This is a genomic window from Atopobacter sp. AH10 (assembly GCF_003664595.1).
Lineage (GTDB): Bacteria > Bacillota > Bacilli > Lactobacillales > Aerococcaceae > Atopobacter.
The window spans coordinates 31,884-48,782 of sequence record NZ_QXPZ01000054.1 but is presented as its reverse complement, the minus strand read 5'-3'; the positions used below and the strand labels follow the sequence as shown (position 1 = coordinate 48,782).

The following is a 16,899-nucleotide window of genomic DNA, read 5'->3' as shown; positions in this document are numbered from 1 at the left end:
AATTTACATGGCGTCTTTTTTTTTCACAATTGAGTGGCTAAGTTCATTCTAAAATCCACCATAAATTTCCAGCGATCAGCTTGTGTTTTGACTGAAAAATAAAAAGCTTGATTTTTCCAAACAGCTCCCAAACTGAGGCAACGTTCAAAAAATGTTTTCTCTTCAGGATTTCTCCATATAGAAAAACTTAAGGGATTCTCTTCAACGATAATAGGAATAGATATCTCATCCCCATATTCAAACAAAACATCTATCTTAATGCATTCATCTTCTCGTGTTGCAGACAAATTGATCGCTAGATCGTCATTTAATCGAGGCAGTTCTTTATCCACGAGCTTTTCTAAGATAGGAAAGGTCGCTTGTACCATAGAACTTTGACTTTCCCCAATCGAACGATGACTCCCCTTTTGAAAGCAATAGCCTTGCCCTCTATCTAAAAGTTGCCAAAACTTGGCTAAACCTTCTAAAAAGGAAGCTAGCTCTCTGGAAAGAAGATTAAAATGCTTGTCATCCGTAAAATAGCCAGCATATTCAAAAGAAAAGCGAAAAGTTCTTTTGACTGTTAAGACAATTTCTTCCCCTATATCGACATGAAATAATTTGCTATTTGTCGCCTTTTGAAAATGAATATCCGACTTGATAAGAACCCTTTTCTCAAACTGTTCTTTCCAGTCTAATATCTCTTGAAGAGACATAAATGGCAGGGCTAAATCTTGTGTCCAACGCGTTTGATAAACGATTTCTTTTGTTAAATCATCATGCTTAATTAAGCGATACAGACCTAAAAGAGCCTCTTTTTCATCCTCTGCTAAACGATCTTCTTCCTTAACAGTTCTACCTTTTTCAAGCGCATCAAGCCAGTCTAAAAGTTGATAATTTTTCGGGCAAAAAGATAAATGGATCAAAAAAACTAAGACATCTTTTTGTTGATAACGAACAGTCTCGCTATGCAAAAGAAAGCTAAGTTTCCCCTTTTTTACCTCAGTTTCCCCCCGATGATCATAACGATTTTGATGAAGAAGAATCAGTTCGGTTTGAGGGCGACTAAACCGACTATGACCAAAAACAGCTAATTCGTCCAATCCTTTTGTCCAGAGACGGGTGCCTATTAAATCTCTCAAGACCAATTCCCCTGCTACTGTATGGCAGCAATAGCCTTTTTCTTTAAACTCCTCACATGGGCAGAAATCTTTTTCCTTACCCGTTCCATCTAGAATGACTTGATAAGGCCGATCATCCACACATTGAAAGCGAAAAGCCGCTTCATCATGAAAAGGTTGTAAATGATGCAAACGACCTTCATCTATCAATTGCTTTGCTTCTTCGATGGTCTTCGATGATACATTCCACTTCACTATCGCTTCCTCCTCTGCCATTCCTTAACAAATCTTGTCCTAGGACTTGATTCATCTTCATTTTTCCTCTAGACTACTCAGTAAAGAATGGAGGTTAAACATGTTCTTTCGAGTGGTCTTATTTATTCTTAAATGTCTCGTCTTATCATTAAATGGTCGCATTAAAGTTGTTGGAAAAGAAAATATTCCATCATCTGCAGGCTACATTATTGCAGCTCCCCATCATTCCTGGCTTGATCCGGTTGCGGTAGCTATAGCAGCTGATCCCAAAAGAATTACTGCTATGGCAAAAGTTGAATTATTTAACTTTAAACCCTTGGGCTTTATTCTCAGAAATATGGGAGCTTTCCCAGTTAACCGAGCCAAACCTGGTCCATCAGCTATTAAAATACCCGTCCAACGATTAAAAGAAGATCAGGCTACCCTCATCATCTTTCCATCAGGGACACGTCATGCTTCAGACATTAAGGGAGGAACCGCTAGCATTGCTAGACTATCGAAATGCCCAATCCTTCCAACCGTTTATAATGGGCCATTAAGTCTAAAAGATTTTTTACTCAGACGACCAATGACCGTTATTTTCGATAAACCTTTCTATGTTAAATCAAAAGAAGACCAAGCAAACTTTGCAAAACACCTAGACGATGTGTATTCTAAAATTGACGAAAACCATCATCTGATTCAGTAATATTGCAAAAGAATCCGTTAAAAGATCAAGGAATTTTAAAATTGACCAGTAGACAGGCAAACAAAGCCTGTCTTTTTTCTTTAAGCGCTATCACCCAGATGAAAAAAGAAGGCTGATTCGCTTGCGCATGAATCAGCCACAGATAGAATTCATTCAATTGAGTCCGACTATTTCTTCCCTTGGGCCTTAGATTGCAATTTAATGGCATTAGCCATTTGACGAATCTTCCGCTCTGAAGGCTTTTGACCCATTTGAATCATGATCGTCCGCAACATATTTTCATCAATTGGTGGATGTTCTTGGAAATATTTGATCATATAACGACGCGCTCCAAAGAAGCCTAAAACAGCCCCAACCATCAATGCAACAATTACTAAGAAAACACACATTCCATTAGACATAAAAATCCCTCAATTCCTTCTACTCACTAATATTATACAAAATTTTATTCCATATTAAAAGAGCTGACTAATCTTTCAAGGCTAAGAAGCGTTTAGCAATATTTTCTGCTGTAAAGCCATAAGCTTCCACCACAGTAGAACCTGACCCAGAACTGCCGAAACGGTCAATAGCTAAAACATCGCCATCTAAGCCTACAAACTCACCCCAAGATAGAGAAGATCCCATTTCAATAGCTAATCTATGGCGAACAGCAGAAGGCAATACGCTTTCTTGATATGCTTTAGATGCCTTCTTGAATCGGTATTGACTAGGCATAGACACAACAGACACATCTACCCCTTTTTCTTTAAGAAGCTTCTTAGCTTCAAGAGCTAGATGAACTTCAGACCCTGTTGCGATTAAAATACCATCTGCTAGATCTTTTTCGCTAGGAGAAAGAACATATGCCCCTTGTTTAAGTCCTTCTTTAGCTAAGTCTTTGCTTCCTTCTAGGACTGGCAATGCTTGACGAGAAAGAGCTAGAACGGTCGGGTGATCTTCCGCTTCAATAGCCGCTAACCAAGCTGCAGCTACTTCATTTCCATCAGCTGGACGAATCGTATCCAGATTTGGCATTGCACGGAAACCTGCCAATTGCTCGATTGGTTCATGAGTTGGTCCGTCTTCACCCACTGCAATGGAATCGTGAGTAAAGACATAAATAGCTGGTAATTGGCTTAATGCAGCTACCCTAATAGCTGGTTTCAAATAATCAGAGAAGACAAAGAATGTGCTAACAAAGGACCGGCTACCTCCGTGAAGTAAAATACCATTTAAAGCTGCCCCCATTGCAAATTCACGAACGCCATACCAAATATTACGGCCATCGTAATGCTCGGAGTCAAAGTCCCCTCCATCTGTAATCATAGAATTGTTGGAAGAAGACAAGTCAGCTGATCCTCCCCACAGGCTGGACACTTGTTGACTTAGAGCTTGAATAGCTTCTTTAGAAGTTACCCGACTAGCTTTTGCAGGATCAGTTAAGTCATAACTTGGCATATGGTCACTGAGGTCTTCTGGTAGCTTACCAGCAAACGCTAGTTCAAAAGCTTTTGCTTCTTCTGGATAAACTTTTGCATATTGGGCGAACAAGTCCTTCCAAGCTAAGTATTCCTCTTCCCCAGTATGAACCATTAATTTTTCAAAACGATGAGCTACTTCTTCTGGTACAACAAATGGATCATAATGATAGGAAAGAGCTTCTCTGGTTGCTGCTACGCCTTCTTCTCCTAAAGGCGCCCCATGCACTTTATTGGTTCCAGCTAAAGGAGCTCCATAGCCAATGACTGTTTTCACTTCAATCAATGTAGGGCGGGTCAAATCAGCTTGCCCTTCTTCTATCGCATTAGCAATTTCATCTAAACTGTTTCCATCTTCTACACGTAGGTATTGCCAACCCAGTGCTGTAACCTTTTGCCCCATATCTTCGCTAAATGCCTTATCTAGAGGGCCATCTAAACTGATATCGTTTGAATCATAAAGAACGATCAATTTACCCAATTTCAAGTGTCCTGCTAGAGAAAGCGCTTCAGAGGCAACCCCCTCCATTAGATCTCCATCGCCACAAAGGGCATAGGTAAAATGATCCATAATTGGAAAATCCTTACGGTTATACAGTTGACCTATATGAGCTTCTGCCATTGCCATTCCGACTGCATTTGCTAAACCTTGTCCAAGAGGACCTGTCGTAGCTTCTACACCTTCTGTATGGTGTACTTCTGGGTGACCTGGCGTTAAAGATTGATATTGACGGAAGTTTTTCAAATCATCAATGGAAAGATTAAATCCAGATAAGTGCAACAAACTATAGAGAAGTGCAGAGCCATGCCCAGCGGATAAAACAAAGCGATCACGATTGACCCATTCTGGATGCTTAGGTGCTACGCTCAAATATTTGGACCAGAGCGTGTAGGCCATTGGGGCAGCCCCTAAAGGTAAGCCAGGGTGGCCAGAATTCGCCTTTTGAATCATATCCATACTTAATGCTCTTACGGTATTGACTGCTAAATAATCAGTTTGATCAAACATTATTTTCCCTCCAGATGACGTTGATGAATACCTTTTTCTTTTTGAACAGCCTTTAACTTTTTAGGTGTAATATCTCGACCCTCTTTATCGACAACCTTAATCCCCTCGATATGATTTCTCATCGATTGACGGAATTTGCTGAGATACTCTTTTCGAAGTTCTGCCTGCTCGATTTCTTCTTCTTTGGTCAATTTGCCCTCTTTTTTCAACTGAGCCAATTGCGAGAGACGTTCCAGTTTTTCCTTTGCTAGCATAGTTCCCTCCCCAAAACTTCAATACTTTTAGTTTAGCATATTAGTCTGTGAAAACAATAAGGAAATAATAGCTTTTCATCGAACACTTGTTTGCTTTCTTTTCGCTTATTAGTTATAATAGTCATAGAATCATTCCTAATACGATCGAGACTTAGAAAGTGAGGCTATTATGAAGAAACTTACTGATCGTCAACGCGAAATCCTCCACTTCATTTACGACTATTTACAAGATAGCATGTACCCACCTACTGTTCGAGAAATCGGTGAAGCTGTGGGTTTATCGTCTGCCTCTACCGTTCATGGACATTTAACGCGCTTAGCTGACTATGGCTATATTGTTCGAGATAAAAGTAAACCTCGGGCTATCGAACTTTTGCCTGAAGCCTACGAAGCACTTGGCCTTCAATCGGATCAAATTCCCCTAGTCGGTACTGTAACAGCAGGGGAACCTATTTTAGCCACCCAAAATATCGTGGATTACTTCCCTAAACCAAGTGAATGGCAATCAAAAGATGACCAACTTTTTATGTTAACCATCCAAGGAACTTCCATGATCCAAGCAGGGATTTTAGATGGGGATCAAGTGATTGTAAAACAAACTTCATCCGCTAATAATGGAGATATTGTTATCGCTATGACAGAAAATGATGAAGCCACTTGCAAACGTTTCTTTAAAGAAGATGGTTATTTTCGTTTACAACCTGAAAATGACGCTTTAGATCCTATTATTTTAGATCATGTGACAATTTTAGGAAAAGTTGTCGGTCTTTATCGCCCTCGAGTCTACTAAGACTGATAGTCCATTTCTCTTTCACCCTACCATACCCTATTGCAGAAAAGTTAAAGAGCCCACGTAAAACAACGTAGGCTCTTTTTTTGACCTAATATTCCATTAAGGTGAAAATGTCATAACCCTTGATCCGGTCACGCCCCTTGAGATCCTTTAACTCAATCAAGAAAGCTGTGCCGACAACGATACCACCCAAGCTTTCAACTAAATCGATTGTCGCTTGAATAGTTCCTCCCGTCGCTAGAAGGTCGTCACAAATTAAAACTCGTTGTCCCTTTTTGATAGCATCTTTATGTAAATTCAAGGAAGCTTGCCCATATTCAAGGTCATAACTTACTTCGACAGTTTCACGAGGAAGCTTGCCCTTCTTACGAGCAGGGGCAAATCCCACACCTAATTCATAAGCAACAGGGCAACCCACAATAAAGCCCCTTGCTTCTGGGCCGACAATCATTTCTACATCTTTATTTTTAGCATAGTCCACAATTGCTTGTGTGGCCTTACGATAAGCTTCCCCATCCGCCATTAATGGTGTAATATCCCGAAAAATAATTCCTTTTTCTGGATAATCTGGAATCGAAGCCACATATTGATAGAAATCCATACTCACTCATCCTCATTCTTAATGCTAATAGTTGATACAATTGTTTTCAGCGGTTGATAGGCAAAAAATCGCTCAACCTTTGCAGCTTCTATACGTTTTTGAAGAAGCTCTGATTGATTTAGGTCGATGGCTTTAGGGTGTAGCGCCCTAGTCACTTGATCCTTTTCTAGTATAACAAAATTTAATTCAGAAAACACCTTCAAGACGAAACGGAGCTTGTCTTCATCCATTTCCAATTGCTCGCTATCTAACAGATCCTGAATAGCTTGTGGTTGACCTGGCTTTAATTGCCGATAAACGGATGCAAACTTTTCTTTGCTTGGTATAGCTCTTTCGAGGTAATGATAAAAGCGAAATGCAATCAGCCAAATTTCATCAGCCATTGAAAAAGATAACTTTCTATGCTCAAAAGATACCAGTGGACATTCCAATAACACAACTCTTTCAAATTGACCTTCTACTTGATCTAATTCATTATAGCTTGTCACAAATGACCCATTCCCAAGTTTTGGCTGTAACCAATTTTTTATCCGAGTTGTTTCAATCACATATAGGGTATTCTCTAAATGTAGCCAAGAGGATTCAATCTTGGATTTGCGTTGATCAACCCAGCGCTTACCAATCCTTTCAAAGCCTTTTACCTGCAGTTGGACTTGAGCTTTCCCTTGCCAATAATTTAGTCCAAGATGACCAAAGACATTTAGCCCCTCGGATTCTTGCAAAAGTTTTTCTTGATTACCGAATCGAAAAGCAATAAAAGCTAGCGGTCCTACTTTCCCTTTTAAATGTTCTTTTTGAGAACCGATTGCTTTAACATCATGAATACTCGTTTTCATCAATCCTAGTAAGGGTAGCGGAAAATGCGATCCAAAAGGTGCTAACCGGTTTAAGTTCTTATAGAAATCTTCAGTCAGGCGATCTGGGCTAAGTAGCATATCAACTTCTTGACTAGCTTCCTCTAATAAGCGGTCTGACATTTGATCCTCTAAGGCTGTGATAAACTCTTCCAGCTTATTTTTTTCAAGAGTCATCCCTGCAGCCTGAGCATGTCCACCAAAAACGAGCAAACTATCTGATACTTTTTGAAGGAGATGGAAAAGATGGATAGAAGGCGTAGAACGACCAGATCCCTTTATTTTCCCTCCCTTGCTATCGTCTCCTAAAACAATAACAGGACGTTGATAATGTTCCAACAAACGACTGGCAACTATCCCTAAAATGCCTTGATGAAAATCAGCTTGATAGACGACAAGAATTTTTTCTTTAGGGTTCTGGCCGACCATTTCCATGGCACGTTGACTAGCTTCATTAACTAAATCCATCCGTTCTTGATTGACTTTCTCCAGTTCTTGAGCTAATTCACTGGCTCTCTCCTCATCAAAAGTCGTCAACAATTCAACAGCAGGATTAGGATCTTTCAGGCGTCCTAATGCATTGAGACGGGGAGCTATTGTAAAAGCTACAGTTTGTTCAGTCATTGGCCCTTCAAGAGGGCGAGGCAATTGCTGAAGCAAAATTTGGAGTCCTAAGCGATGCCCCTCATTCATCATGGCTAAACCAGATTTTACAATAAATCGATTTTCATCCGTTAAACTCACTAAGTCAGCTATCGTCCCAATAGCCGCTAAATCAACCAGATCACTTGGGAATTCACCCGTTAAGGCATGAACTAATTTTAAGGCTACACCAGCTCCGCATAAATCTCCAAAAGGATATTGTGCGCCAGGGTGTCTAGGATGGACAATCGCATAGGCATTGGGTAATTCATCCGGTAGATCATGGTGGTCAGTGACAATCACATCTACCCCACGTTCCTGCGCATAGGCAATCGCTTCGTGACCGGACACGCCATTGTCGACCGTTAAAATAAGTTGAATACCTTGATCGATATAATATTTGTACACTTCTTTGTTTGGCCCATAACCATCTGTAAAACGGTTGGGAAGGTAGTAGTGAACATTCGCTCCAATAGATTCTAACCCTTCCAAGGCAATACTAGTTGCTGTCATGCCATCAGCGTCATAGTCTCCATAAATCAAAATTGGCTCGTCCTTATTTAAAGCTTCCCGCAAGCGTTCAATAGCCCTGCCCATGTCATGTAATAAAAAAGGATCATGGTAGTCTTTAAACGATGGATGTAAAAAAGTCTCCATCTCCTCTTCTTTTCGAATTCCTCTCCTATAGAGTAGAGCAATTAGTTCTGAATCTATATCCAATTCCTTCGCGGTTTTTTCAATAAATTGTCTTTCTTCCTCACTTAAAGGAGTTGGCAACAGCCACTTCATACTCTACCTCCTTATTTAAACGAAAAAAGATGCACAACAATAAAATCTCCCAATTTAGGAAATAGGCGATAGAATCGTCCTGCTAATTCCATTAGAAAAGGTTGGTTGATTTCTCTTTTAGAGCTACCAATCGCTTTAAGCATTTTTTGAGCCAATTGATCGGGCTTTAGAACAAAATGTTTGATTCGTTTTAGATACATCCCAGACTTATCTGCTAGATCAAAGAAAGGTGTATCTACTGGACCAGGATTTACCGTTGTGATATGTATAGGGGTCCTATACAGTTCTAAGCGTAAGGCATCATGATAGGCAATGAGGGCGCTTTTTGTCGCTGAATATATAGAAGACTTAGGTGTTGGAATCTTACCTGCTTGAGAAGCGATCGTCATCACATGTCCATACCCTTGTTTCTTCATTTTTTCTACAGCTTTTTGCGTCAAAAAAATGGTCGATAAGACATTCACCTGAAACATGTCTACCATTTCTCCTGCTGAAAGTTGATCGAAAGCTTCCATTCGTCCAAATCCAGCACAGTTAATCAAAACATCCAATCTCTTTTCTTCAGCTATTTTCTTAGCAATCTTTTTAACGTCTTCTTCCTTAAGCAAGTCCGACTCCAAAAGATCACAGTCTTTTCCACACTTTAGAGCGACCTCCACTAATCTTTCATGATTTCGGCCAAGTAAGATTAAATGAGCCCCCTCTTTGGCGCATAAAAAGGCTATTTCCTTCCCTATACCTGAACTAGCTCCTGTAATCATAATTCGTTTTCCGCTTAACTTATTACCCATCAATCTCCCGCCTTTCTACTGGAAGGATTTCTAAATCTTTAACAACTCGCACAGATGGGAAAGCGGCTTTTGCTTCTTTGATAAATTCTTTGAGGAGAGGGCCAACATATCTAGAACTAATATGCGTTAAACATAGATTCTTTACTCCTACCTCTTTAGCTAGACTAGCCACATCTTGAATGGAAGAATGGAAATAACGATAAGCAAGTTTAGTATCATCGAGCCCGAAAGTAGCCTCGTGAATTAACATATCAGCTCCCTGAGCCAATATTTTCTCTGACGGACAAGATCTGGTATCCATAATGATGGTAATGATTCGTCCTTTGATATCTGGACTAAGATAATCTTCCCTATTATATGTTTTTCCAGCATACTCTACTTGCCCTTTTGTTTTTAATTGGCCAAAAAGTGGTCCTGCTGGCAAGCCATCTTCCATCAATTTTTGAGCATCCAAGTGCCCCAATTGATCTTTCTCTTCAATGCGATAACCATAAGAGGGAACCGAATGTGCTAATTTTTTAACGAGCACTCTAAAACTCTCATCTTCCATAATTAGCCCGTCTTCCTCAATCTCGTGAAAATATAAGGCATAGCCTATTTTCGTTTGAGATAACTTCAAACTAGTTTCAACATATTCTTTAAGTCCTTTTGGCCCATATAAATCAATAGGCTCATCACCTCCTTGATGTGACCTAGAAGATAAAAATCCAGGCAAGCCAAAAATATGATCCCCATGTAGATGGGAGATAAATATTTTACTTATTTTTCTTGGCTTAAGCGTCGTGTGAAGAATTTGATGTTGCGTTGCTTCACCGCAATCAAATAGCCAAACTTCATTTCTTTCGTCTAAGAGTTTTAGTGCAATGCTGGTCACATTTCTTTGCTTAGACGGCACCCCAGCACCAGTACCTAAAAATTCTAATTCCATAAACCCTCCTTTATTCCCCTAAAACAGACAAATGGACTCACTAAAGAGGCAACAGCTCCCTAATGAGTCCTTTTGTCGATCAGCTTTTCCTAATCGACTAATTCGCTGGTTTAATCGATAGAGAACTTTTCTTTTTGCTCGATTTTTTACTTGATGTGTTACTTTTCTTAGTCGTTTTTTTGTCTTTATTCTTTTTGTGACCCTGATCTTTTTTATCTAGGACTTGAGTAATCTGTTTAGCAATTTCTATAGCTAATTTTTTAGACCCTTCTTCAGTAGGATGAACTAAATCTTCTCTGAAGTATTCTGGATGCTCAGTCGCTATCTTCTTCCAGTTGACTAAATAAACATTTTTATAGCGCTTGCTAGCTTTATAAAGGGAATGATTGACCTCGCTTTCCCAAGAACGATCCTCGCTAACATTGACTAAAAAGACGGGGCGCTTACCCACATTTTTGATCAGTTGATCTAGCTGATCATCTGAAAATCCTCCATTAGTTCCCAAAAGAAAAACTACGACATCGCCTAATTTCTGTTGGTCAGCCAACCACTTCACATCATCAATACTTTGATAGAGCTGGCGCCCAACTTTCCCATTAATTGTTGCTTTTGGGAATATAGTCAAGAGAGGTTCTTGGCTAGCGAGCAATACTGAATCCCCATAAAAGGTAATATCTAATTGACTAGTCACTAATTGTTCATGACGACTTAAACCCTTCACGTGATTAATAGGGGTCGACTGATCCTTATGGGATTTCTTAGATGATTTACTCGTTCGTGCTTGATCCTTAGATTTTCCAGAGTCTTCAAAGGCATCCTGCTTCGCTTTTGACTTGACTTTATTGCTTACTGCTCTCCTAGATGTATCTTGCTTTAACTTATCTAAATCTTTCTTTTGTTCTTTTAATTCTTGTTCAAAAGCTAAAGCTCGAGGATCTTGACCTGATTTCGCAGTTAAGAACCCTGCTAAAGCAAGAGATGGAATGAACAAAATAAGTAAAACAGCTAAAGTTTCCGCAGCGTAAAAATGACCATGCTTGAAAGATTTATTCACTAATTGATAAACTTTCTTCCAAAAGCGTTTGCTAAAAATCACCATTACTTTCCGCTGATCTATACGATAGGCGAGTTCGGCTAAAGCAACAATAAATAAGGATTGACAAATTATATGACAAAATGCTGGCCATTCTAGAGCACCCATTTTCTTTTCATAAATAAGCAAAATCGGGTAATACCACAGATAAAGATATAAACTCCTACTCGCAAAATATTGTAAAGGTCTTGTCCTTAATAGTCGATTCGTTAGTTGATTATCTTGACTTAAACTTAAGACAAAGCCCATCAACAGCAAATCGAAAAACCACATACCAAATCGATAGGTAACAGCCGAAGCATCCGTCAAATTGATCGACAAATACAAAATAGCTAGCGCTGTAACAAGGGAAATGAATGGGAAAAATTTACTTTTAGCCTTTAAACGCTCATCTAATTCTGAATTATAGTCCCATATTTCGGCTAAAAAAGCCCCCAATAGAAAGGAAAATGCCCTTGTATCTGCCCCATAATAAACACGGGTTGGATCTGCTCCTGGATGAAATTTAATGCCCATTAATAAGGCAGAAAGAATAGCCAAAGCCAAGTAGATCCATCGATGATACGATCTATCTTTCACTAATTGATAAAGCAAATGAACAAGTAAGGGAAATATTAAGGTCAATTGCATATACAGAGCCAGATACCAAAGATGAGTGAAGACATTCGGCGTTAAAAATTGGGAGAAATAGCTCACCCCATGATGGATTTGGTAGAAATTGCTCACAAATAAGAGAGACGTTACGACATTGGCGCGACTATTAAAGAGAAAATCGGGAATGAAAAGGAAAAGATAGGCCAGTATACCAATAAACAAAATAGCCATTGGTCGCCATACTTTTCTCACCCTCTTCTTCACTAATTTACCAAAAGCTAAGCCTTTTGATTGGGCTTCTTGCTTTTTCAACCCCAGTAAAGTCAAATATCCAGAAAGGAATAAAAAGGCATCTACCCCTAAAAATCCTGCTGAAAAACGATGAGGCGAGACATGATAGGCAATAATGCTCAAAATAGCTAAGCCTCGAATCCCATCCAAAGATAACCATCTTTTATTTTTGTTATCTTGCATAGACGATCCCTCCTAGTCCAAAAATTCGAAGGTAAAGTCTACTAAATGCACAAGATCTCCGTTTCTCGCTCCTTTTTCACGTAAGGCGTCATCAACACCCATTCCACGTAACTGACGTGAAAAACGTCGGATGCTTTCATCATGATTAAAGTTAGTCATGGCATACAATTTTTCGATTTTTTGACCGGAAAGGACAAACGATCCATCACTTTCACGATGAATAGTAAATGGTAAGTCATCCTCTATTTGATACAAGCGCGCTTCATTTACTTTCTCTTCTTCCAGTGGCACAAATTCGGCTTCTTTTAACGATTTGTATACAGCTTCTATGAAAGCCTTAATCCCCTGCTTCTTATAGGTAGATGCTTCAAATACTTCAGCTTCATAGCCATAGCAATCTTTAAATTTATCCTTAAACACTTTCAACGTTTCAGGAGCTTCTGGCGTTTCCATCTTATTCGCTAAAATAATCATCGGGCGTTTCAAAAGCTTCTCATGATATTTCCCTAACTCTTTTAAGATAACTTGGTAATCATGAAAAGGATCCCTAGATGATTGCCCACTCATATCGAGCACATGTACTAATAAAAGGCAACGTTCGACATGACGAAGGAATTGCATCCCTAATCCTACCCCTTCTGAAGCCCCTTCAATCAAGCCAGGCAGGTCTGCCATAACAAATGATTCCCCGGGGGCCACTTCAACCATCCCCAATTGTGGCGTTAAGGTAGTGAATGGATAGTCTGCAATCTTTGGCTTAGCCGCTGATACAACGGATAAGAGGGTAGACTTCCCAACAGAAGGGAAGCCAACTAACCCAACATCCGCAATCAGTTTTAATTCCAAAATTAGTGTCCATTCTTCCCCAGGCTCTCCATTTTCTGCAATGGCTGGTGCTGGGTTAGCGTGAGTGGCAAAACGCTTGTTACCACGTCCGCCACGACCGCCCTTTGCGACAACAACTGATTGCCCATGTTCAGTTAAATCCGCTATCACTTCTCCGGTTTCTTCACGTTTAACTATCGTTCCGGCTGGCACTCTAACCACAAGGTCATCCGCTCCACGTCCATACATGCTCTTAGACTTACCATTCTCACCTGCATCAGCATAAAAATGGGGATTAAAGCGAAAATCTAACAGTGTACGTAAGCCATCATCTACACGGAAAACAACATCGCCACCACGTCCACCATCACCACCTGCTGGACCACCATCAGGAACATATTTTTCTCGGCGGAAAGCAACCATTCCATCTCCGCCTTTACCGCCTCTCACAAAGACTTTTGCACGATCGTAAAAAAATGACATGCTTTTCTCCTTATCTTTTGACTTGTAATAGAGAAAAATCACCAATTCGTTTAATCAGCTGACGGCAGTTTTTAAGAAGTCCTAAACGATTCGCTTGAACCTCTTGATTATCTACCATAATCATATTTTCTTCGAAGAAGGATTGGATTATTGGTGCCAAAGTCCACAAGCTTCTATAATCACTAGAAAGGTCACTCGCCTTAAACTCTAGCAAATACTTGTTTAAGGAAGCTTCGCTCTTGCTCTCAAAGAGACTTGGATTCACCTCTCCTATCTTTTTACCTTCCTCTTCTGTTTTTTTCAAAAGGCGACTAACACGACTGAGATTTTCTACTATCACTTTAAATTCTTCTTTAATAAAATCGTTTTGAAGGGCATGAGCCGCTTCATACATCCGAACAAAATCTGTTGGATGAGCTTCCTTAACGGCAGCGATGACATCATCACGAACCCCTTGATCTCCCAACTTATAAGCCAAGCGGTCGAGCAAGAAATGGAACACTTCTTCAACTTCTTCATCGCTTAAATGATAAAGTTCTGCCATATTTAAAAACAACTCATTCCAATCGATAGACCATCTTTGATCAATCAAGATATCTACCATCCCATTAGCTTGGCGACGCAAGCCGTATGGATCATTAGAACTAGAAGGTTTTAAGCCTGCTTTAAAGAAAGTAATAATACTATCCAATTTATCTAGAAAGGCTAAAGCGGCCGAAACAGCATGACTTGGTAATTGACTGGATGCCCCTGTAGGCAGATATTGCTCTCTAATAGAAAGAGCAACTAGAGGGTCTTCCCCAAAATAAAGCGCTAAGTCTCCCCCTATTTTACCTTGTAGTTCAGGTAATTCTTGTACAGTTTGGCTAATCAAATCAAATTTATAAATACTTGCCGCTCGTTTTAGTTTATCTTGTTCTTCCCCTGACAAGTTGACTTGCTTGGAGAAACTTTCTACAAGCGAGCTAACCCTAACTTGTTTTTCGGCCATCGTCCCGATTAAACGGTGCACCAATAATTTTTCAAGTCCTTGATTAAAGAAATCAATGGATTTATTCATATCTTCTTGATAGAAAAAGAGAGCATCTTCAAGACGAGCCACCAGCACTTTTTCATTTCCCTTTCGAACTAAATCAATGGATACTTTACTACCATTGGCGAAAGTCACAAAGTGTGGCAACAAGGCTCCTTTTTGATCCCTAACCGCAAAGAAACGTTGGTGATCTTTCATCGTTGTGATTAAAACTTCATCAGGGATACGCAAATATTTGTCAGAAAAATCCCCCATAATAGCTTGAGGATATTCAACAAGATCAGTCACTTCATCTAATAGCTCTTGATCTTCCTCTAGACGCATACCCTTTTCTTCAGTCAATTGACTTAATTGTTGTCGAATCATCAACTGGCGTTCTGCTCTATCAGCAATCACATGTTGATCTCTTAGAAGCTCTTCATAATCTTTGGAGTGATTTAAAGATACCTCATGCCCGAAGAAACGATGCCCTCTTGTTTTACGATCAGACTGAATATCAAACACTTGCATAGGGATGACTTGATCATCTAAAAGGGCTACTAACCAGTGAACTGGCCTTATATATTCATAAGTATGTGTGCCCCAATGCATTGAAACAGGGTATTTAATCTTTTCTATAAGTTCGGCAAAATGAGAGACAATACTTTCTATAGACTTCCCTTCGATTTTTTCTTCGACAAAAATATAGTCCTCATCGCCAACTTTTTCAACAATGATATCCTCTAGACTAGCCCCCTTACCCCTAACAAAACCTTGGGCAGCTTTAGTCCATCCCTGTCCTTCTTGGTAGGCAATCCGGTAACTTGGTCCTTTATGTTTGACTACTTTATCCTTTTGGCGATCAGGTAAACCATTAATCCGAATAGCTAAACGTCTTGGGGTTGAAAAATGCTCAATACTTTCAAATTGAACCCCTTCATCATCTAATGTTTGCCGAACCAATTGATCCAATTGCTCCATTGCTGGCACGATAACCGATGATGGCATTTCTTCTAAACCACATTCAAGTAAAAATTGATGCATTAGTCTTCCTCCTTAAGGCTTTCACTTGCTTCTTTTCCTTTTAATAAAGGATATCCTAGCGCCTCTCTCTCTTTCACAAAGGCCTTAGCGATAGCTCTTGCCATAGAACGAACTCGTTTTAAATAAAGGGCTCTTTCTGACACAGAAACGACGCCACGAGCATCTAGAAGGTTAAAACTATGAGAACATTTTAAAACATAATCATAGGCTGGATGAACGATACCAAGTTCAATTAATTTTAGTGCTTCTGCCTCATATTCATCAAACCAACGTCTTAAATAGTCAATATTGCTCTTTTCAAATGCATAGGTTGAATGTTCTTTTTCAGGTTGGAAGAAAATATCTCCATATTTAACACCCTTGGTCCATTCAATATCATATACACTATCAACAGATTGAATATAGGAACATAAACGTTCTAAACCATAAGTCAACTCACTAGTAACCGGTTGGCAAGCTAATCCACCTACTTGTTGGAAATAAGTAAACTGGGTAACTTCCATCCCATCTAGCCAAACTTCCCATCCCACACCGGCACAACCCATGGAAGGATTTTCCCAATTGTCTTCCACAAAGCGGATATCATGTTCCTTGGTACTAATACCTATTTCTTCCAAACTTTTTAAATAAAGTTCTTGAATATTACTTGGATTAGGCTTAATCACTACTTGGAATTGGTGGTGTTGAAATAAACGGTTAGGATTTTCCCCATATCGACCATCTGCCGGACGACGACTCGGTTCAACATAGCAAGCTGCCCAAGGTTCTGGCCCAATAGCTCTTAAAAAAGTATATGGACTCATCGTTCCCGCACCTTTTTCTACATCATAACTGTTAAGGAGTAAACACCCTTGTTTGCCCCAGAAAGCCTGTAATTTTTGAATGACTTCTTGAAATGTTTTTGGCTGATTCATTCTATTTCCTCCTACAACGCCTTGATAGCGGGTAAAAATTCGTATTGTAAACCTTCTATAGTCTTAACTTCTACCTGTTCAATTTCTTCTAAGGAATGCTTCAAGCTATAGTGGCTTGTTTTAGCTTCTGTTCTAAAAGTCTCTTGACTCTTATCTTTCAAAACTACGGTAACTTCTACTGGACTCAGGCAAACAACTTGTAATTCACCTTTTTTGAATTGATCAACTGGAATAATAACCGCTTCGTTCATCATAACCTCCCACATTCAATGACTCAATAAAAACTCTAAAGAAAA

15 protein-coding genes are annotated in these 16,899 nt (G+C 39.6%); 2 read left to right on the top strand and 13 right to left on the bottom strand.

Features of this window, described 5'->3' with window-relative positions; translation table 11 throughout:
* Positions 1-23: 23 nt before the first annotated feature.
* Positions 24-1,355 (bottom strand): hypothetical protein, encoded by a 1,332-nt coding sequence (locus D3H64_RS09625; RefSeq protein WP_121566007.1) that lies wholly within the window; start codon positions 1,353-1,355, stop codon positions 24-26.
* 100 nt (positions 1,356-1,455) lie between these two features.
* On the opposite strand from D3H64_RS09625, the gene D3H64_RS09620 reads away from it, so the two are divergent.
* Entirely contained in the window at positions 1,456-2,043 is a 588-nt protein-coding gene (locus tag D3H64_RS09620) for a 1-acyl-sn-glycerol-3-phosphate acyltransferase (RefSeq protein ID WP_121566006.1), read from the top strand.
* Between the two features lie 167 nt (positions 2,044-2,210).
* Here D3H64_RS09620 and D3H64_RS09615 read toward each other — a convergent pair whose 3' ends face one another.
* The 3 genes from D3H64_RS09615 to D3H64_RS09605 all read right to left on the bottom strand — a co-directional run bounded on the left by D3H64_RS09615 (position 2,211) and on the right by D3H64_RS09605 (position 4,766).
* Positions 2,211-2,444 carry a YneF family protein gene (locus D3H64_RS09615; RefSeq protein ID WP_121566005.1) on the bottom strand — a complete coding sequence of 78 codons (234 nt, stop codon included), beginning with the start codon at positions 2,442-2,444 and terminating at the stop codon, positions 2,211-2,213.
* 67 nt (positions 2,445-2,511) lie between these two features.
* A complete protein-coding gene (gene tkt / locus D3H64_RS09610) occupies positions 2,512-4,512 on the bottom strand; it encodes a transketolase (protein WP_121566004.1) in 2,001 nt (666 codons plus the stop codon).
* Positions 4,512-4,766 carry a DUF896 domain-containing protein gene (locus tag D3H64_RS09605; RefSeq protein ID WP_121566003.1) on the bottom strand — a complete coding sequence of 85 codons (255 nt, stop codon included), beginning with the start codon at positions 4,764-4,766 and terminating at the stop codon, positions 4,512-4,514. The genes tkt and D3H64_RS09605 overlap by 1 nt, the downstream gene beginning before the upstream one ends.
* A 169-nt stretch (positions 4,767-4,935) precedes the next feature.
* Here D3H64_RS09605 and lexA point away from each other — a divergent pair, with 169 nt between their 5' ends.
* On the top strand, positions 4,936-5,556 hold the full coding sequence (gene lexA, locus D3H64_RS09600) for a transcriptional repressor LexA (RefSeq protein WP_121566002.1): 621 nt from the start codon (positions 4,936-4,938) through the stop codon (positions 5,554-5,556).
* 91 nt (positions 5,557-5,647) lie between these two features.
* Here lexA and D3H64_RS09595 read toward each other — a convergent pair whose 3' ends face one another.
* The 9 genes from D3H64_RS09595 to D3H64_RS09555 all read right to left on the bottom strand — a co-directional run bounded on the left by D3H64_RS09595 (position 5,648) and on the right by D3H64_RS09555 (position 16,854).
* Positions 5,648-6,160 (bottom strand): adenine phosphoribosyltransferase, encoded by a 513-nt coding sequence (locus D3H64_RS09595; RefSeq protein WP_121566001.1) that lies wholly within the window; start codon positions 6,158-6,160, stop codon positions 5,648-5,650.
* Between the two features lie 2 nt (positions 6,161-6,162).
* Positions 6,163-8,445 (bottom strand): single-stranded-DNA-specific exonuclease RecJ, encoded by a 2,283-nt coding sequence (recJ, locus tag D3H64_RS09590; RefSeq protein ID WP_121566000.1) that lies wholly within the window; start codon positions 8,443-8,445, stop codon positions 6,163-6,165.
* Positions 8,446-8,456: 11 nt separating this feature from the next.
* Positions 8,457-9,236, bottom strand: a complete 780-nt coding sequence (locus D3H64_RS09585; RefSeq protein WP_121565999.1) for an SDR family oxidoreductase — start codon at positions 9,234-9,236, stop codon at positions 8,457-8,459.
* Positions 9,229-10,164: a ribonuclease Z gene (gene rnz / locus D3H64_RS09580; protein WP_121565998.1), complete on the bottom strand. Its 936-nt coding sequence runs from the start codon at positions 10,162-10,164 to the stop codon at positions 9,229-9,231. Before rnz ends, D3H64_RS09585 begins: the two co-directional genes overlap by 8 nt.
* Before the next feature lie 97 nt (positions 10,165-10,261).
* The gene (locus tag D3H64_RS09575) at positions 10,262-12,325 is read right to left on the bottom strand and encodes an acyltransferase family protein (protein WP_121565997.1); all 2,064 of its coding nucleotides are present in this window, start codon (positions 12,323-12,325) and stop codon (positions 10,262-10,264) included.
* A 12-nt stretch (positions 12,326-12,337) separates the two neighbouring features.
* On the bottom strand, positions 12,338-13,633 hold the full coding sequence (obgE, locus tag D3H64_RS09570; RefSeq protein ID WP_121565996.1) for a GTPase ObgE: 1,296 nt from the start codon (positions 13,631-13,633) through the stop codon (positions 12,338-12,340).
* A gap of 10 nt (positions 13,634-13,643) precedes the next feature.
* Positions 13,644-15,689, bottom strand: coding sequence for a glycine--tRNA ligase subunit beta (glyS, locus tag D3H64_RS09565; protein ID WP_121565995.1), 2,046 nt, complete (start codon positions 15,687-15,689; stop codon positions 13,644-13,646).
* Positions 15,689-16,603 (bottom strand): glycine--tRNA ligase subunit alpha, encoded by a 915-nt coding sequence (glyQ, locus tag D3H64_RS09560; protein WP_121565994.1) that lies wholly within the window; start codon positions 16,601-16,603, stop codon positions 15,689-15,691. The genes glyS and glyQ overlap by 1 nt, the downstream gene beginning before the upstream one ends.
* Before the next feature lie 11 nt (positions 16,604-16,614).
* Positions 16,615-16,854: a hypothetical protein gene (locus tag D3H64_RS09555; RefSeq protein WP_121565993.1), complete on the bottom strand. Its 240-nt coding sequence runs from the start codon at positions 16,852-16,854 to the stop codon at positions 16,615-16,617.
* Positions 16,855-16,899: the final 45 nt, after the last annotated feature.